The 16,947-nt window shown below is 62.0% G+C and carries 15 protein-coding genes and 1 pseudogene; 9 read left to right on the top strand and 7 right to left on the bottom strand.

Annotated features, from left to right (window positions below; translation table 11 throughout):
* Positions 1 to 19: 19 nt before the first annotated feature.
* Positions 20 to 1,438, bottom strand: coding sequence for an amino acid permease (locus tag LOY26_RS11515; RefSeq protein WP_186663593.1), 1,419 nt, complete (start codon positions 1,436 to 1,438; stop codon positions 20 to 22).
* A gap of 382 nt (positions 1,439 to 1,820) precedes the next feature.
* Complete coding sequence (locus tag LOY26_RS11510) at positions 1,821 to 2,243, bottom strand: Lrp/AsnC family transcriptional regulator (RefSeq protein WP_033697484.1); 423 nt, start codon at positions 2,241 to 2,243, stop codon at positions 1,821 to 1,823.
* Positions 2,244 to 2,433: 190 nt separating this feature from the next.
* Between LOY26_RS11510 and LOY26_RS11505 the strand changes: the two genes are divergently transcribed.
* Both LOY26_RS11505 and ctlX read left to right on the top strand, forming a co-directional pair.
* On the top strand, positions 2,434 to 3,486 hold the full coding sequence (locus tag LOY26_RS11505) for an ornithine cyclodeaminase (RefSeq protein WP_186660373.1): 1,053 nt from the start codon (positions 2,434 to 2,436) through the stop codon (positions 3,484 to 3,486).
* 23 nt (positions 3,487 to 3,509) lie between these two features.
* Complete coding sequence (gene ctlX / locus LOY26_RS11500) at positions 3,510 to 4,490, top strand: citrulline utilization hydrolase CtlX (protein WP_186660376.1); 981 nt, start codon at positions 3,510 to 3,512, stop codon at positions 4,488 to 4,490.
* 125 nt (positions 4,491 to 4,615) lie between these two features.
* Here ctlX and sodC read toward each other — a convergent pair whose 3' ends face one another.
* From sodC to ggt, 3 genes are all read right to left on the bottom strand, one after another.
* On the bottom strand, positions 4,616 to 5,131 hold the full coding sequence (gene sodC, locus LOY26_RS11495; protein ID WP_258714767.1) for a superoxide dismutase [Cu-Zn] SodC: 516 nt from the start codon (positions 5,129 to 5,131) through the stop codon (positions 4,616 to 4,618).
* A 127-nt stretch (positions 5,132 to 5,258) separates the two neighbouring features.
* Complete coding sequence (locus LOY26_RS11490; protein ID WP_033697476.1) at positions 5,259 to 6,140, bottom strand: LysR substrate-binding domain-containing protein; 882 nt, start codon at positions 6,138 to 6,140, stop codon at positions 5,259 to 5,261.
* 70 nt (positions 6,141 to 6,210) lie between these two features.
* Positions 6,211 to 8,001 carry a gamma-glutamyltransferase gene (gene ggt / locus LOY26_RS11485; protein WP_258714766.1) on the bottom strand — a complete coding sequence of 597 codons (1,791 nt, stop codon included), beginning with the start codon at positions 7,999 to 8,001 and terminating at the stop codon, positions 6,211 to 6,213.
* 116 nt (positions 8,002 to 8,117) lie between these two features.
* Between ggt and LOY26_RS11480 the strand changes: the two are divergent.
* Positions 8,118 to 8,767, top strand: a pseudogene (locus tag LOY26_RS11480) (ankyrin repeat domain-containing protein).
* A gap of 37 nt (positions 8,768 to 8,804) precedes the next feature.
* Here the strand turns inward: LOY26_RS11480 and pobA are convergent.
* On the bottom strand, positions 8,805 to 9,992 hold the full coding sequence (gene pobA / locus LOY26_RS11475) for a 4-hydroxybenzoate 3-monooxygenase (RefSeq protein ID WP_258714765.1): 1,188 nt from the start codon (positions 9,990 to 9,992) through the stop codon (positions 8,805 to 8,807).
* A 171-nt stretch (positions 9,993 to 10,163) separates the two neighbouring features.
* On the opposite strand from pobA, the gene LOY26_RS11470 reads away from it, so the two are divergent.
* From LOY26_RS11470 to LOY26_RS11460, 3 genes are all read left to right on the top strand, one after another.
* Positions 10,164 to 11,042: a helix-turn-helix domain-containing protein gene (locus tag LOY26_RS11470; protein ID WP_186663588.1), complete on the top strand. Its 879-nt coding sequence runs from the start codon at positions 10,164 to 10,166 to the stop codon at positions 11,040 to 11,042.
* 85 nt (positions 11,043 to 11,127) lie between these two features.
* Complete coding sequence (locus LOY26_RS11465) at positions 11,128 to 11,526, top strand: MerR family DNA-binding transcriptional regulator (protein ID WP_027593543.1); 399 nt, start codon at positions 11,128 to 11,130, stop codon at positions 11,524 to 11,526.
* Between the two features lie 20 nt (positions 11,527 to 11,546).
* Positions 11,547 to 12,446, top strand: a complete 900-nt coding sequence (locus LOY26_RS11460) for a hydroxymethylglutaryl-CoA lyase (RefSeq protein ID WP_095065135.1) — start codon at positions 11,547 to 11,549, stop codon at positions 12,444 to 12,446.
* A gap of 532 nt (positions 12,447 to 12,978) precedes the next feature.
* On the opposite strand, the gene LOY26_RS11455 is transcribed toward LOY26_RS11460, so the two are convergent.
* Positions 12,979 to 13,512, bottom strand: coding sequence for an MgtC/SapB family protein (locus LOY26_RS11455; protein WP_033697463.1), 534 nt, complete (start codon positions 13,510 to 13,512; stop codon positions 12,979 to 12,981).
* A gap of 154 nt (positions 13,513 to 13,666) precedes the next feature.
* Between LOY26_RS11455 and LOY26_RS11450 the strand changes: the two genes are divergently transcribed.
* The 3 genes from LOY26_RS11450 to mapR all read left to right on the top strand — a co-directional run bounded on the left by LOY26_RS11450 (position 13,667) and on the right by mapR (position 16,893).
* Entirely contained in the window at positions 13,667 to 13,906 is a 240-nt protein-coding gene (locus LOY26_RS11450) for a DUF3203 family protein (RefSeq protein ID WP_186660391.1), read from the top strand.
* Between the two features lie 121 nt (positions 13,907 to 14,027).
* Positions 14,028 to 15,431 (top strand): cytochrome c oxidase accessory protein CcoG, encoded by a 1,404-nt coding sequence (gene ccoG, locus LOY26_RS11445; protein WP_258714764.1) that lies wholly within the window; start codon positions 14,028 to 14,030, stop codon positions 15,429 to 15,431.
* Between the two features lie 52 nt (positions 15,432 to 15,483).
* Positions 15,484 to 16,893, top strand: coding sequence for a GntR family transcriptional regulator MpaR (gene mapR / locus LOY26_RS11440; RefSeq protein ID WP_033697460.1), 1,410 nt, complete (start codon positions 15,484 to 15,486; stop codon positions 16,891 to 16,893).
* The last annotated feature ends 54 nt before the right edge of the window (positions 16,894 to 16,947 follow it).

Raw genomic sequence — 16,947 nt, 5'->3', positions numbered from 1 at the left:
CTCGCCGATACCAGGGGTTTCAGGACACCGTGGCAGCCATCTGCCGGGCACACACCTTGACCCGGCGCCGGTAGGCCAGCAGCAAACCGATGTACCACAGCGGCATGACATACAGCGCCGTACGCGTATCAGGCTCCAGGGCCAGCAGGCACAACACGAAGATCAGAAACAGCTGCGCCATGGCCGCCGTCGTCTTGCCACCCGGCAGCTTGAACCTAGACTGCTCATGTGCCTTGGGGTTCTGACGGCGGTAGGCGAAGTAGGACATCAGAATCAACGACCAGGTGACGATGATCATCACCGCAGAAATGGTCGACACCAGGGTAAATACGGTCATGACCTCGGGGATCACGAACAGCAGCGTCAGCGCAATCGCCATGCACACCCCCGAGAACATCAACGCCCTGACCGGCGTACCCGACCCGGACAGGCGCCCGAATGCCGTGGGTGCCTGCTGTTGATGCGCCAGGCCATAGAGCATCCGCGACCCCGAGTACACACCGCTGTTGGCGGACGAGGCCGCAGAGGTCAACACGACAAAGTTGATGATCCCGGCAGCAGCCGGCAGGCCGCCGAGCAGGAACAGCTCGACGAATGGGCTGCGATTGGCAGGCACGTTGGCCCACGAGACCACACTGATGATGCACACCAGCGAACAGATGTAGAACAGCAGGATACGCACCGGAATGGTGTTGATCGCCTTGGGCAGGGTCCTTTCGGGGTCCTTGGCCTCGGCTGCCGCCGTACCGATCAGTTCGGTGCCGACAAACGAGAAGATCGCGATCTGGAACCCGGCAAGGAAACCGAGAATGCCGTGGGGCATGACCACACCGGGCGCCACCAGGTGGCTGAAGGAGGCTGTGACGCCGCCTGGGGAGGTGTACGACGTGGCGACCATCACCAGCCCCGTCACCACCAGCAACACGATCGCGACGATCTTGATCAGCCCGAACCAGAACTCGACTTCGCCGAAGGCCTTCACGGCAAGCATGTTCAGGCCCAGCAGCAGGAACATCGTGGTAAAAGCCGGTAGCCAGGTGGGCACGCCGGGGTACCAGTACTGGACGAAACCTGCCACCACCACCACATCGCCCACCGCCGCCACCACCCAGCTGAGCCAGTATGACCAACTGAGGATGTAACCGGCACGCGGCCCCAGGTAGTTATGCACCAGGTCTGCGAACGACTCCATGTGCAGGTTGGCGAGCAGCATCTCCCCCATCGCACGCATGATGCAGAACACGAAAAAGCCGATGATGGCGTACACCAGAATGATCGAGGTGCCTGATAGCGCGATAATCTTGCCCGACCCCATGAACAGCCCGGTACCGATCGCGCCACTGATCGAAATGAGCTGAATATGCCTGTTTTCCAGCCGTCGCTTCAGTGTGCGGCCAGCCTCCGGAGTCGCGTCTTGCGAGTTGCACGTTGGATGCATAGTTGACCTCTTATTCTTTTTCTGTAAATCCCCCGCCCTCGCCACTGCGGCCGTTAGTTGGCACGAAAGTGCAAACGCCTTGATAACAAGCGTCAGGAGGTAGGGGTATTAATGCAGATGGATAAGCACGCCCAGATGAACTTTTCATCAGGCCTGAGAGTGATTGAAAGCCCACCACAAGTGCACGCCCATTATTCGGGGAGATGCCTGGCAAGACAGTGTTGAACGTGAAATACATGGCGCTGAAGCCGTTTCATTTTGCCAGCCGATAAGGTCAATCGGAACGCTACAGAGTGCGCACACGAAATGGGATATGTTGCACAGTGAAAAGCCCGGGTGACAGTTTGCTCTACGCCGCTACCCAATTGGGTTATCGACCTGATCACATCTTGTAGGTGGAGAGCAAAATGCTGGTCTCGGTGTTTTCGATGTGCGGTATCGAGCGGATGGTGTTCAGCGCCCGGTCGAAGGCTTCGAGGGTATCGGCCCGCAGCTCGGCCATCAGGTCCCAGCGGCCATTGGTGGTGTGGATGGCCACGACATTGGGATGCCCGCGTAGCGCGTGCTTGACCTCCGCCGCGTGATGGCCACTGATGCCGATGCTGGTAATCGCCCGCACGCCCTGGTCCAGGGCATCAGACCTCAGGCGTATCGTGTAACCGATGATCACCCCTTGTTCTTCAAGCTTGGTGATGCGGTTTTGCACCGTTGCCCGGGCGACCTTGAGCTTCTTCGCCAGGGTCAGGATGGGCGTGCGCGCATTATCACGCAATAGCGCGATCAGTTCCCGATCTACAGTGTCCATGGTGCCTGCCAAGTAATCAGATTGTTATTCTGGGGTAACAGATTGTCTAGAAAGTTGACGAAACTGGCAACCTGCGCTCTTCAATTTGACGCAACCTTTCATCAAAATTGTCGTGCTGGCAACCCCTCAACAATCGTAAGCGTTCACCCTGCGGCAACGGGTGAGAACGCACACAATAAGGTGCAAGAGCATGACGTATTTCATTGATGTTCCAACCATGTCCGACTTGGTGCATGACATTGGCGTAGCGCCGTTCATGGGTGAACTGGCCGCCGCCCTGCGCGAAGACTTTAAACGCTGGCAGGACTTTGATAAGTCCGCACGCGTTGCCAGCCATTCGGACGTCGGCGTTATCGAATTGATGCCAGTCGCGGACACACATCGATATGCCTTCAAATACGTCAACGGGCACCCGGCCAACACTGCCAAAGACCTGCATACGGTCATGGCATTTGGCGTGCTGGCCGATGTGGCCACGGGGTACCCGGTGCTACTGTCGGAACTGACCATCGCCACTGCCCTGCGCACCGCCGCAACCTCGCTGATGGCCGCACAGGCACTGGCCCGGCCAAACTCGAAGAAAATGGCGCTGATCGGCAATGGCGCGCAAAGCGAATTCCAGGCGCTGGCCTTCCACAAGCACCTGGGGATCGAAGAAATCGTCGCCTACGACACCGACCCGCTGGCCACCGCCAAACTGATTGCCAACCTCAAGGAATACACGGGCCTGAGCATTCGCAAAGCCGGCTCGGTGGCAGAAGCGGTCAAAGGTGCCGACATCATCACCACCGTGACCGCCGACAAGGCCTACGCAACCATCATCACCCCCGACATGCTCGAACCTGGCATGCACTTGAATGCGGTAGGCGGCGACTGCCCAGGCAAGACCGAACTGCATGCCGACGTACTGCGCAATGCGCGCGTGTTCGTCGAGTACGAACCGCAAACCCGCATCGAAGGTGACATCCAGCAGTTGCCCGCTGACTTCCCGGTGGTTGACTTGTGGCGTGTACTGCGCGGTGAAACCGAAGGCCGGCAAAGTGAAAGCCAGGTGACAGTGTTCGACTCGGTGGGCTTCGCGCTGGAAGATTACACCGTACTACGATACGTACTACAGCAAGCCGAGAAGCGCGGCATGGGTTCGAAGATAGACCTGGTACCGTGGGTGGACGAAGACCCTAAAGACCTGTTCAGCCACACCCGCGGCCGCGCTGCAAAAAGCCGTATCCGACGCGTTGCATAACTCTCCTACTCTCGGTATCCCAGATGGCATTTCCAACGCGTTCCATTCAAGCACCTGCGGCCGTGGTCATGGTCAGGCCGCACGCCTTCACCCCCAACCCGGAAACAGCAGCAGACAATTCGTTCCAAAGCACCCACCCCGACATCACCGCCCAGGCCTTGGCCAATGTGGCGCGCGACGAGGTTACCCAGGCAGCAGGCAGGCTCGAAGCAGAGGGTGTGCGGGTGCACCTGTTCGATGACTTCGGCGAGCAGAACACGCCGGACTCGGTGTTCCCCAACAACTGGTTCTCTACCCACCCGGGCGGCCATGTCGCGATCTACTCGATGTACTCGCGCAACCGTCGGCGCGAGCGCCGCGCGGACGTCATCGAAATGCTCAAGCATGAGTACCGCGTGCAGGATGTGATCGACTATTCCGGCCTGGAGCAGGACGAGCTGTTTCTGGAGGGTACCGGGGCGATGGTGTTCGACCATCTGTCCAGGGTTGCCTATACCGCACGCTCCAACCGCGCCGACCCGATCGCCCTCGAGCGTTTCAGCACCCACTTCAACTTCGAGCCCATGGTGTTCGACACGGCAGACGAGCACGGCACGCCGATCTATCACACCAACGTGCTGATGTGCGTAGCCACCGAGTTTGCCCTGGTCGGCTTTGGCACGTTCACCAACCCCGCCCGCGCACAGGAGGTGCGCATGCGGCTGATCGAGTCGGGCCGGGATGTCATCAACCTGAGCAACCAGCAGATCAGCCAGTTTGCAGGTAACGCCATCGAGCTGTCGGGCAGCGATGGTCGGATTCTGGCGCTCTCGCGCAAAGCGTTCGACAGCCTTACCGGTGAGCAGCGTCAACGCATCGAGCGTTCGGCGCGGCTGGTGCCGCTGGATGTACCGACCATTGAAATGGCCGGCGGCTCGGTGCGCTGCATGATCGCCGGGATTCACCTGTCACCGAGGGGCGCGCGGGGGCGGTTGACTGATCTGGGGTGTATTGCTGAGTTTTGAGGATCGTCTGTGAGGTGATTGGGGCTAGCGGTGCCTGTCTTGGTTTCTTTAGGGGGGCGGATATCGAGCGCCGCCCGCGCGGCGCTCGATCTCACAGGCGCTGAAAATGTTGTGGCGAACACCTATTACTGCACAACCCCACACGCCACGCGTGCACCGCCACCACCCAGTTTTTCGGGGTGGTCGCTATGGTTGTCGCCACCGGCATGCACCATCAGCGCATGGCCTTTGAAGTCCTCGGCCTTGAGGCGGGGCGCAAGCACGGGGTAGGTGGCCTTGCCGTCGGCACCGACGTACAACGCCGGCAGGTCGCCACGGTGGCCGCTGTCATCGAACGGGCCCTTGTGCGCCTGGGTCGAATCCGGGTCCCAGTGGCCGCCCGCGCCACCTGCAGGCACAGGTTTGCTGTTTTCCTCGGTAGGCGCGCACGACGCCTTCTGATGCAAGTGGAAGCCGTGCACGCCAGGCGGCAGGTCCTTGAGATCAGGGGTCAACAGCGCGCCGTACTTGTTCTGTTCGATACTGATGGTGCCTATCGACTTGCCTGGGCCGTCGGGGCCTGCCAGCTTGAGCTCCACCTTCTCGGCGGCCTGGGCGAGGCCGGCGCTGGCCAGCAATGCGATGAAAAGCGTTACTTTCATGTTGTTTCTCCATGGCATGGGGAGGATGGGTGTCGTACCCGGATAACAAGTGGGACTGCACAGCCCCTCAGGCATTCCATCCGGCCATAGCCTGAAACACTTTACCTCCATGAGCCTGCACCGGGCTCTAGATCCCGCCGCCAGCCAGCAACTGTGTCATGACCTCGGCCAATGCCTTGACCATCACGTCCGCCGTGGGCCGGTGCACGATGACGATCTCGTAACTGTCGACCTCGGGCAGCCCTTGCTCGCCCCCCAGTACCTGGTGTTCACGCGTTGCCGCCCGAGGTGGCAGCAGGCTGATACCCATGCCATCGGCTACCGCAGCCTGGATGCCGCTGAGGCTGGAACTGGTGAAGCTGATACGCCAGCGCCGGCCCATGCCTTCGATGGCGGTGATCATGTCGTCGCGGTACAAACCGCGCGGCGGAAAGGTCACCAACGGAATCGGGTCGAGCTCGAAAGACGGCATGCGTGCACTGTCTATCCACTGCAGGCGCTCTGGCCAGCACGCCACCCCTTCGCGGCTGTTGCGCCGTTGTTTGAGCAGCACCAGGTCTAGCTCGCCATTGTCATAGGCCTGGCTGAGGTCGCGGCACAGCCCGCTGGTCACCTCCAGTTTGACCTGGGGGTGCAGGCGGCTGAACGCCGACAAGGCATTGGTGGTGCGCCCACCGACGAAGTCCTCGGGCACACCCAGGCGCACCGTGACACCTACCATCGCCCCGGCCAGCGCTTCGAGCATCTGGTCGTTCAAGGCCAGCATATGGCGGGCATAGCCGAGCAAGGTCTGCCCGGCGTCGGTCGGCAGCACATCACGGTTGCCGCGCACCAGCAGACGGTGGCCGACCATTTCTTCGAGGCGCCGCACCTTCTGGCTGATGGTGGACTGGGTCGAATGCAGCCGCGCGGCGGCGGTGGTGAAACTGCCGCAATCGGCCACCACGACAATAGCGCGCAGCAGGTCGAGGTCGAACAGGGCTCTATTCGATTTCACGCTGATAGACATCTTGATATTCAACTTCTAAATGACAAGGGTGATTTCTACCACGCTACCTGATGCCCCGCAACGCGCGCCCTCAATCGCCAAGCGCCACGCCTTCGCGCCGCGGGTCGGCGCCGCCTGACCAGCCGTTGGTATCGCGCTGGATGATCTGCATGCCACTGGTCATGGTCATGGGCGTGACCTCGTGCCCCCAGGCCGCCAGCTGGCGGATCAGCGCCGGGCTGGTCAACTGTGCTTCCACCTCGGTAGCGGCGTTGCGGCTGCCGAAGTTGGGCAGGCTGCTGGCCTGCTGTGGGTCGAGCTGCCAGTCCAGCAAGCCGACCAGGGCCTTGTTCACGTAACCGATGATCTGCGACCCACCGGGCGAACCGAGGCTGGCCACCAGCTCCCCCGAGGTACGTGAAAACACCAGGGTCGGCGCCATGGCCGACAAGGGCCGCTTGCCCGGTTCGACCCTGTTCGCCACCGGCTTGCCATGCGCCTGCGGCAGGAAGGAAAAGTCGGTCAGGTGGTTGTTCAACAGGAAGCCCTTGACCATCAGGTGCGCGCCGAACGCGGCCTCCACCGATGTGGTCATCGCCAAGGCCTGCCCACTGTCGTCCACTGCAGAAAGATGCGAGGTGGAAATGCGCAGCGGTGAACGGTCAGGGGCCATGGCCAGGTCCGCGCCCTGCGGGGTGCCTGGGCGGGCGCGCTTCATGCTGTACTCGCCGATCAGCGCTGCTCGGCTGGCCAGATAGGTAGCGTCGATCAGGCCCTTGACCGGGACCGGCACGTAATCGCTGTCGGCCAGGTACTGAGCGCGGTCGGCATAGGCCAGGCGCTCGGCCTCGGCAATCAGGTGCACGGCCAGCGGCGATGCCTCCAGGCCTGCCGGGGACGCGTTCGCCAGCGGCCGCAATGCTGCCAGATCGCGTTGTGGCGTGGCGCGCTGCACGGCTTCAAGCACGCCCAGCGTCTGCAACACCGTCACCCCACCCGACGATGGCGGCGGCATGCCGCAGATACGCCAGGCCTTGTAGGGGCCGCACACCGGCTCGCGCTCTTTGGCGCGGTACTGCTCAAGGTCCTGCAACGACAGGTAACCGGCATTGGCATGGCTGCGCACCTTGGCCACGATGGCCCCGGCGATTTCACCGGTATAGAACGCTCGGGGACCGTGCGCGGCAATCTGCTCGAAGGTTTGCGCAAGCTCGGGGTTGCGCAACGTCGTGCCCACCGGCAACGGCTTGCCCTTTTCATCCAGGAAGTAGCGGGCCATGGAGGGTGAGCGGGCAATATACGGGTCGCCCGCCACCAGGGTGTGAAGGCGTTCGGAAACCGGGAAACCGTTACGTGCCAGCGCAATGGCCGGGGCAAAGAGTTGCTGCCAAGGCAGCTTGCCGTGCTGCTCGTGAGCCAGTTTCAGCGCGCGCAGTACCCCGGGCACCCCCACTGAGCGCCCGCCGATCTGCGCCGACCTGAACGGCATCGGTGAGCCATCGGCTTGCAAAAACAGTTTTTCCGTTACCTGCGCCGGGGCAGTCTCGCGGCCGTCGAAAGCCTGCACGCGCTTGCCGTCCCAGTACAGGATAAAAGCCCCACCACCGATGCCGCTGGATTGCGGCTCGACCAGGGTAAGCACCATTTGCATGGCGATGGCCGCGTCGATGGCGCTGCCGCCGGCACGCAGCATCGCCCGCCCCGCTTCGGTGGCCAGCGGGTTGGCGGCAGCGGCCATATGCCGGTTGGCGTGCACCGGCTGCAGGCCAGTGCGATAGCCGGAAGCCAGCTCGGGTGGTGCGGGCATCACCTGGTCGGCACAGGCCCACCCACTCGCGACCGCCAGGCACAGCGCGCTCATCAGCGGTGTAGAGAACTTCATCGTTTTGCTTCCTGCCTTGTCTATTCAGCAGACCACTGTCGGTCATGCGCAAACTTAACTTCAAGGGCTGGTGTGATTTTTCTAGGATGCAGACAGGTCACCAAGGAGCCCATCCCATGCGTATACCACTCGCAACCATGCTGTTCGCCCTGTTCACCAGCCTTGCCGCCCACGCCGAGAACACCCCCTGGACAACCGCCTGCACAACGCTGCCAGTCACGATGACGTGCGCACCTTGCAACAGTTGCTGACACAAGGTGCCCGACTGGAAAGCCGTGATGAGCAAGGGCGCACTGCCCTGCTGGTGGCCACTCACGGCAACCAGGTTGCGGCGGCCCAAGCGCTGATCGAGGCCGGTGCCGACGTGAACGCCAAGGACAATATTGATGACAGCCCTTATCTGTATGCCGGCGCCCGGGGCCTGAACGGCATCCTGCGGCTGACCCTGAGCCACGGTGCCGACCTCCGGAGCACCAACCGATACGGGGGAACTGCGTTGATCCCTGCGGCGGAGCGTGGGCACGTCGAGACCGTGCAGATGCTGATAGACGCCGGGGTGGACGTGAACCACCTGAACCGGCTGCACTGGACCGCGCTTATGGAGGCAGTGATCCTGGGGGATGGCGGGCCGCGGCATGTGGAGATTGTGCGCCGGCTGCTGGCTGCGGGGGCGGATCGGCAGATTGCCGACAAGGACGGGGTTACCGCGCTGGAGCATGCGCGCCAGCGGGGTTACCGGGAGATGGAGGCGCTACTGACTCGCTAATTTCGAGGCAGGCACAATTCGTTTGCGCAATGGCAGGTCAGACTACTGCTTCGTACGGCAGCCCCACATAGTTCTCGGCAATGTTCAGCAGCCCCGCTGGGGAGTTCAGGAAGTACTCGCGGTCTGCCTCCTGCATCTTCTGGTCCCAGGCATCCTTGTGGCTGCCGAAGTCATGCAGCAGCTGGGTCATGAACCAGCTGAAACGCTCGCCCTTCCATACCCGACGCAGGGCCAGCGGCGAATATTGCTGAAGCAGGTCGGTACGCCCTTCGCCGTACACCTTGACCAGGATGCGGTAGAGGTAGTTGACGTCCGAAGCTGCCAGGTTCAAACCTTTGGCACCGGTGGGTGGGACGATGTGCGCAGCGTCACCGACCAGGAACAGGTGGCCGTACTGCATCGGTTCGACCACCAGGCTACGCAGCGGCGCGATGCTTTTTTCCAGGGCTGGGCCAGTGACCAGGTCAGCCGCAACCTCGGCGGGCAAACGGGCCTTGAGTTCGTCCCAGAAACGCTCGTCTGACCAGGCTTCGACCTTATCGTCCAGCGGCACTTGCAGGTAATAGCGGCTGCGCGTCTGCGAACGTTGGCTGCACAGCGCGAAACCCCGCTCGTGGTGGGCATAGATCAATTCGTGATTGACCGGGGGCGTATCGGACAGCAAGCCAAGCCAGCCAAATGGATAGACCCGCTCGTACTGCTTGAGCACGCCCTCGGGAATGCTCTGCCGGGAAACCCCGTGGAAACCATCGCAACCGGCGATGTAGTCACACTCCAGGCGGTGGGCCTGGCCGTCCTTCTCGTACGTCAGGTAAGGCCGCTCGCCTTTGAGCTCATGCGGCTGCACATTGTTCGCCGCGTAGATGATTGGCGCCCCACTGGCTTCACGCGCCTGCATCAGGTCACGGGTGACCTCGGTCTGGCCGTAGACCATCACTGTCTTGCCGCCGGTCAGGGCCTTGAGGTCCAACCGCTGGCGACGCCCGCCGACCAGCAGTTCGACACCTTCATGCACCAGGCCTTCACGGTCCATGCGCGCCGATACACCGGCCTCACGCAACAGGTCGACGGTGCCTTGCTCAAGCACCCCGGCACGGATGCGCCCAAGCACGTATTCAGGGGTCTGGCGCTCGACGATGACGGTCTCGATACCGGCATTGTGCAGCAATTGGCCGAGCAGCAGGCCAGACGGACCTGCACCGATAATTGCAACCTGAGTTTTCATTGTTGTTGTCTCTAGTCGGGCGATGCCGGCCTGGACTGGCAGTGGCCGGGCATCTGCTGTTAGGGTTTGCACCTGCATTTTTACGGGCAACGGCAGCCGTTTAAGTGTGCTATTCCATGAAAAACCTGCACTTTTACAAAAAACGTTCGATTAACGGACAGGCATCCCCGCATGAAATCCACCCTCCCCGGCATTCCGTTGTTCCAGCTGTATGGCGAAAACCAGGCGTGGCCCGGCACCGACCTGCTGCACTGCGAGTCGATCCCGGCACGCAGCCGCCTGCACCACTGGGAAATCAAACCGCACCAGCACGCCGAACTGTTCCAGGTGTTGTATGTGCAACGTGGCCAAGCCGAGGTGGAGATCGAAGGTGTTCGCCGCGCGATCAGCCAAGCCTCGATCCAGGTAGTACCGCCACTGACCGTGCACGGCTTTCGCTTCAGTGCCGACATCCAAGGGCATGTGCTGACCTTCGGCACCGCGCTGGTGGCGGGCCTTGAGCAGCAACTGGGCGCGCCGCTGGGCATGCTTGCCGCGCCAGCGTGCTATGCGCTGGGCAAGGACCGTCAGCGCTTGCGCAGCCTGGTCGACACCTTGCAGCAGGAGTACCAGGGCAATGCCCCAGCGCGGGCGACGATGCTACAGGCGCTGGTCACAGCATTGATGGTGTGGATCAGCCGCCAGCAGCAACTGGGGCAGACGCCACGCAACCGTGACGAACGAGACCGGCAATTGCTCGGGCAATACCTGCGCCTGGTCGAGGCGCATTACCGCGAGCACCTGTCCGTGGAGGATTTTGCTGCGCGGCTGAACGTCTCGAGCCTGCAGCTGAACCAGCTGTGCCGCGCTTTGAGCGGGCAGACCGCCTTGCAGGTGGTGCATCAGCGCCTGCTGCTGGAGGCGCGCCGCAACCTCCTCTATACCCGCATGAGCATCGGGCAGTTGTCGGATACCCTGGGGTTTACCGATCCGACTTACTTTGCGCGGTTTTTCAAGCGACTAAGTGGGCAGACACCCAATGCGTATCGGCGCACAGGCGTGCCAGATTAGAAACCCTCACACGCCTTCAAGCCCTGCTTGACGTATACGTCAACCTGCATTCAGGATACCTGCATACTCCACGCCGAGCCCCAGCATGAGCCTTCAGACCTACAGCATCTCCGACCTGTCCCGCGAGCTGGACATCACCACCCGCGCCATCCGCTTCTACGAGGAACAGGGCTTGCTGAGCCCCGAGCGGCGCGGCCTGGAACGCATCTATTCGGCACGTGACAAGGTCAGCCTGAAACTCATCCTGCGCGGCAAGCGCATCGGCTTCTCCCTCGCCGAATGCCGCGAGCTGATCGAGCTGTACGACCCCACCAGCGGCAATCTCAAGCAGCTCAACAGTATGCTGGTGAAAATTGCCGAACGACGCGCCCAGCTGGAACAGCAGATGCTGGACATCCACCAGATGCAGCTCGAACTCGACACCGCCCAGGAGCGCTGTGAACAAGCCCTCGCCGCGACCTTGAACAATAAAGACAACCGTTGACCCGCCACAGGAAACCCGCCATGCCCTTGCCCAAAGAAGTCCGTCTGGTCGAAGTCGGCCCCCGCGACGGCCTGCAAAACGAAGCCCAGCCCATCAGCGTCGCCGACAAGGTACGCCTGGTGGACGACCTCACCGAGGCGGGCCTGGCCTACATCGAAGTCGGCAGTTTTGTCTCGCCCAAGTGGGTACCGCAGATGGCCGGCTCCGCCGAAGTCTTCGCCGCAATCCAGCAAAAGCCCGGTGTCACCTACGCAGCCCTGGCCCCCAACCTGCGGGGTTTCGAAGATGCCTTGGCGGCAGGGGTAAAGGAGGTGGCGGTGTTCGCCGCAGCGTCCGAGGCGTTCTCGCAGCGCAACATCAACTGTTCGATCAGCGACAGCCTCAAACGCTTCGAGCCGATCATGGAGGCCGCGCGCAGCCACGGCGTGCGCGTGCGGGGCTATGTCTCCTGCGTGCTGGGCTGCCCCTATGAAGGCACGGTCAGCGCCGAACAGGTTGCTCCGGTCGCCCGAGCCCTGCATGAAATGGGCTGCTATGAAGTGTCGCTGGGTGACACCATCGGTACCGGTACCGCCGGTGATACCCGTCGGCTGTTCGACATCGTCTCGGCCCAGGTGCCCCGCCAGCAGCTGGCCGGGCACTTCCACGACACCTACGGCCAGGCCTTGGCCAATGTGTATGCCAGCCTGCTTGAAGGCATCAGCGTGTTCGACAGCTCGGTAGCGGGTTTGGGGGGGTGCCCCTATGCCAAAGGCGCCACCGGCAATATCGCCACCGAAGACGTGCTGTACCTGCTCCAGGGGCTGGGCATCGAGACCGGCATCGACCTGGACCGCCTGATTGCTGCGGGGCAACGCATCAGCCAGGTGCTTGGCCGGGCCAACGGCTCGCGGGTGGCGCGGGCACGCAGCGCGCAGTAAGTCATACGGGTGTCACACGAATGTGGGTGGAGTGTTACCTCCCCCACGTTTCACAGCAAAAAATCGGGTAACAGGGAAACAAATCGACAAAATTTCAGGTCCGGTGTTTTTGCCCTAAGCGCTTAAGTGATTGATTTTAAAGGGTTTGCAAAAGTTGGCACGGGCCCTGCTATATCTTTGGTACAAGAACAAGAAAAACGACGCACCCAATAAAAACAACAGGTAACGGCTCTGACATAACAAGAACAACACGGCAGAGGCGTAGCAAGCAGATTTTTTTGGAGTAGGCACGCTTTTCAGGGGTACGCCCCGCGGTCTGACACAGAACAATAAAACTACCTCAAGGTAGCAGCAGTCAGCACCGGACCAGACATGGTGAAAGCAGGTCAGCGCTCAAAAAAATACGTTTGCTCTTGACCCCGCATGGGGGTCGCTCGCAACACAAAGACAGGCTTACAAAAACAACAAAAGGCCAGTCTTCAATAATAAAAAAGAGCAGGCAACATCACTTTGAGGGGAGCTTAGGCTCCCCTCAGTGCTTCCTGCCCTCCTCCTCTTCCTCCTGCTTCGCCTCATCCACATTCTCGACCTTCTCCACCAGCAAAGGCATCGTGCCCAGCACCAGCAAGGCCAGCACCGTGCTGATCAATGCCGTGGCCTCACGCCCCATGCCGGCAGCCGTGCCGATGGCGGCGGTCATCCACAACCCGGCAGCGGTAGTCAGCCCTTTCACATGGCTGGTGTCCTGGCCGTTACCCTTGAGAATGGTCCCCGCGCCCAGAAAGCCGATACCGGCGACAATGCCCTGGATCACCCGGCTCAGCGCCTGCTCGTCAGCGCCGGCCATGCTCGGTGACAACACAAACAGTGCAGCGCCAAGCGAGACCAGCATGTGCGTGCGCACGCCGGCAGACTTGCCTTTGTGCTCGCGCTCGAAACCCAGTACCGCACCGAGCAGCGCGGCCATCAGCAGGCGCACGAGGACCTGGGTCACTTCGCGCTCGTCGGTGATGTCGGCGAACTCGGCTTGTATGGCCTGCCAGATGGGGTGCCACCAGGGGTTCATAGTGATGCTCCTCGACCGGGCTTGGCGTGCGGCCCTTCTGAGGGTTGACCCGCTGCGCGCTGACAAGTGCGATGCCGCCCGCCCGGCGGAACGATGCAGCAACCTGCCATGTGCTGCGGTCACAACCTGTAACCGCCACCAAGAGGATGTTCCCATGCCGGTTGAAATCGACGAAAGCACCCGCCGCTGCACCCTCATCGGCGAGGATGTGCATCTGGAAGGCGATGGCCCAGCCATCGAAATCATCACCGACGAACAGCTGCGCATGTCGGTGGCGCTGCTCGCCGGGCAACGCGTACCAATCACCGAGGCAGAGGCCGATGCCCTGACCGTGGCGGGTGCGGTGGATAGCCGCAGGCATCTGAAGACAAGCGTGCCAGGCTCGGTAATATGAGGCCTGGCGGCCTTCAGCTGCGCATCTGATACGGTTTTTATCGCAAAACCTGAGCCTGTGCTGATAACAGCTCGGGGGCCATAGTGCTCATGCCTGATCGAGGCCTGATGAGCACCGAGCCATGAACGATAGAATTCAATTTACCGAGATTGCCGCGCCCGTAGTCACCGCCGCCAAACGCCATGTCGACAGCGGCATTCACACCCGCAGTTTCACCGGGCTGTACCGCAACCTGCGCATCGGCTTCGCCGGGCTGTTGTTTCTCCTGTTTTTCGGCACCGTCTGGCTCGACTGGAACGGCCGCCAGGCCGTGCTGTGGGACTTGAGCAACAGCAAGTTCCATATCTTTGGCGCCACCTTCTGGCCGCAGGACTTCATCCTGCTGTCGGCGCTGTTGATCATCTGCGCCTTCGGCCTGTTCGCCATCACTGTCTACGCCGGCCGTGTGTGGTGCGGTTACAGTTGCCCGCAAAGCACCTGGACCTGGCTGTTCATGTGGTGTGAAAAGATCAGCGAAGGCGACCGCAACCAACGCATCAAGCTCGCCGCAGCCCCGTGGGGCCTGGAGAAGCTGGCCCGCCGCTCACTGAAGCACGGGTTGTGGCTGGCCATCGGCCTGCTCACCGGCCTGACATTCGTTGGCTACTTCACCCCGATCAAGCCCCTGGCGGCGGAGCTGTTCACCCTGCAACTGGGTGGCGTCGCGCTGTTCTGGGTGCTGTTCTTCACCGCCGCCACCTACATCAATGCCGGTCTGTTGCGCGAAGCGGTCTGCCTGCACATGTGCCCGTATGCCCGTTTTCAGAGCGTGATGTTCGACAAAGACACCCTGGCGGTAGCCTACGACCCGCGTCGGGGCGAAACCCGTGGCCCGCGCAAGAAAAGCAGCGACGCCCAAGCCCAAGGCCTGGGCGACTGCATCGACTGCACGATGTGCGTGCAAGTCTGCCCCACCGGCATCGATATCCGCGACGGCCTGCAAATGGCCTGTATCGGTTGCGCGGCCTGCATCGATGCCTGCGACGGGGTCATGGACAAGATGGGTTACGCCCGCGGCCTGATCGGTTACAAGTCCGAACACAGCCTGCAGGGCGGCACCACCCACTGGCTGCGGCCGCGCCTGCTGGGCTATGCCGCCGCGCTGGTGGTGATGGTCGGCGCACTGGTGCTTGCCTTGCAGTGGCGCCCGATGGTGTCGCTGGACGTGATCAAGGACCGTGGCCTGTTCCGCGAAAACGCCCTGGGCCAGATCGAGAACATCTACCTGCTCAAAGTCATCAACAAGACCGAAAGCACCCAGCGCTATCACCTGCGGTTGCTGGACGCCGACGGCTTCACCCTGCAGGGCAAGACCGAGTTCATCATACCGGCCGGCGAAATGAGCGAACTGCCTGTCTCGGTGGCGATGCTCGCCGAGCGCCCCACCAGCAGCTCGCAGACCTTGAGTTTCGAGGTGCAGGACAGCGACGAACCTGCTGTACGCAGTGTTGCCCAAAGCCGCTTCGTCGCGCCGATCAACCGCTGATCCCTTAAACTGTTTGTCTACCTTGCCTGCCAGGCTTCGACAGAAGGCCAGAATGAAACGCTACGAACGATTCGCCGACGACATTGCCGAACTGATCCGCTCGGGTGTGCTGGGCCCCGGCCAGCGCGTACCCTCGGTACGCTATGCCAGCCAGACTCACGGGGTCAGTCCGTCCACGGTGTTCCAGGCCTATTACCTGCTTGAGCGGCGCGGGCTGATCCGCGCACGGCCGCGCTCGGGGTATTTCGTCAACGCCCATGCACCGCGCCAGTTCAGTGAGCCGCAGGCGTTGCAGCCGGTCAGCGAGTCCACCGATGTCGACGTCAGCGCGTTGGTCTTCTCCATCCTCGACTCGATCAAGGACCCCAACACCGTGCCGTTCGGCTCGGCGTTCCCAAGCCCCGAACTGTTCCCGCTGCAGCGCTTGTCGCGCTCGCTGGCCAGCGCCAGCCGCGCAATGGACCCGCGCATGGTGGTCACCGACCTGTCCCCTGGCAACCCCCAGCTGCGCCGGCAGATTGCCCTGCGCTACATGGTCGGCGGGCTCATGCTGCCGATGGAAGAGCTGTTGATCACCAACGGCGCACTCGAAGCCCTCAACCTGTGCCTGCAGGCCGTGACCGAACCCGGCGACCTGGTGGCGATCGAAGCACCGGCCTTCTATGCCTGCCTGCAGGTGCTGGAACGGCTGAAACTCAAAGCGGTGGAAATCCCCGTTCACCCGCGCGAGGGCATGGACCTGAGCGTGCTGGCGCAGACCCTGGAGAAGCACCCGGTCAAGGCCGTATGGTGCATGACCAACTTCCAGAACCCGGTGGGCGCGAGCATGCCGGAGGCCAAGAAGCAGGCGCTGGTCGAGCTGCTGGCACGCCACCAGGTGCCGCTGATTGAAGACGACGTCTATGCCGAACTGTATTACGCGCAACAGGCGCCCAAGCCAGCCAAGGCCTTCGATACGCAGGGCCTGGTGATGCACTGCGGTTCGTTCGCCAAGAGCCTGGCGCCCGGCTACCGGATCGGTTGGGTGGCCGCCGGGCGCTTCGCCCAGAAGATCGAACGGCTCAAGCTGATGACCTCGCTGTGCGCCTCGATGCCCGCCCAGGCAGCCATCGCCGACTACCTGCAGCACGGTGGCTATGACCGCCACCTGCGCAAGCTGCGTTACGCCCTGGAGGGCCAGCAAGCCAACATGCTCGCAGCCATTTCCCGGTACTTTCCGGCACAGACGCGGGTCAGCCAGCCCTCCGGCGGCTACTTCCTGTGGCTCGAACTGCCAGAGCAGATGGACGCACTGAAGCTGTTCCACATGGCCTTGGCCCAAGGCATCAGCGTTGCGCCGGGGCCGATCTTTTCGCCGACCCGACGCTTCGGCAATTGCATCCGCCTGAACTACGGCAGCCCTTGGCATGACGGTGCCGAACGGGCAATGGAGACCCTGGGGCGCATCATTCGTTCATTTTGATGGCTGGGGGCATTGAGACACGACTATAGTTTAAGCGAATTGTTCAACGGATCG

This window comes from Pseudomonas sp. B21-047 (genome assembly GCF_024748775.1).
GTDB lineage: Bacteria > Pseudomonadota > Gammaproteobacteria > Pseudomonadales > Pseudomonadaceae > Aquipseudomonas > Aquipseudomonas capeferrum.
Note: the sequence above shows the minus strand (reverse complement) of the source record. Positions and strands in the feature narration are given on the sequence as shown.

Coding starts and splice junctions, on each gene's coding strand:
- LOY26_RS11515 (WP_186663593.1), bottom strand. CDS start 1,438: ATGCATCCAACGTGCAACTCGCAAGACGCGACTCCGGAGGCTGGCCGC.
- LOY26_RS11510 (WP_033697484.1), bottom strand. CDS start 2,243: ATGGACACTGTAGATCGGGAACTGATCGCGCTATTGCGTGATAATGCG.
- LOY26_RS11505 (WP_186660373.1), top strand. CDS start 2,434: ATGACGTATTTCATTGATGTTCCAACCATGTCCGACTTGGTGCATGAC.
- ctlX (WP_186660376.1), top strand. CDS start 3,510: ATGGCATTTCCAACGCGTTCCATTCAAGCACCTGCGGCCGTGGTCATG.
- sodC (WP_258714767.1), bottom strand. CDS start 5,131: ATGAAAGTAACGCTTTTCATCGCATTGCTGGCCAGCGCCGGCCTCGCC.
- LOY26_RS11490 (WP_033697476.1), bottom strand. CDS start 6,140: ATGTCTATCAGCGTGAAATCGAATAGAGCCCTGTTCGACCTCGACCTG.
- ggt (WP_258714766.1), bottom strand. CDS start 8,001: ATGAAGTTCTCTACACCGCTGATGAGCGCGCTGTGCCTGGCGGTCGCG.
- pobA (WP_258714765.1), bottom strand. CDS start 9,992: ATGAAAACTCAGGTTGCAATTATCGGTGCAGGTCCGTCTGGCCTGCTG.
- LOY26_RS11470 (WP_186663588.1), top strand. CDS start 10,164: ATGAAATCCACCCTCCCCGGCATTCCGTTGTTCCAGCTGTATGGCGAA.
- LOY26_RS11465 (WP_027593543.1), top strand. CDS start 11,128: ATGAGCCTTCAGACCTACAGCATCTCCGACCTGTCCCGCGAGCTGGAC.
- LOY26_RS11460 (WP_095065135.1), top strand. CDS start 11,547: ATGCCCTTGCCCAAAGAAGTCCGTCTGGTCGAAGTCGGCCCCCGCGAC.
- LOY26_RS11455 (WP_033697463.1), bottom strand. CDS start 13,512: ATGAACCCCTGGTGGCACCCCATCTGGCAGGCCATACAAGCCGAGTTC.
- LOY26_RS11450 (WP_186660391.1), top strand. CDS start 13,667: ATGCCGGTTGAAATCGACGAAAGCACCCGCCGCTGCACCCTCATCGGC.
- ccoG (WP_258714764.1), top strand. CDS start 14,028: ATGAACGATAGAATTCAATTTACCGAGATTGCCGCGCCCGTAGTCACC.
- mapR (WP_033697460.1), top strand. CDS start 15,484: ATGAAACGCTACGAACGATTCGCCGACGACATTGCCGAACTGATCCGC.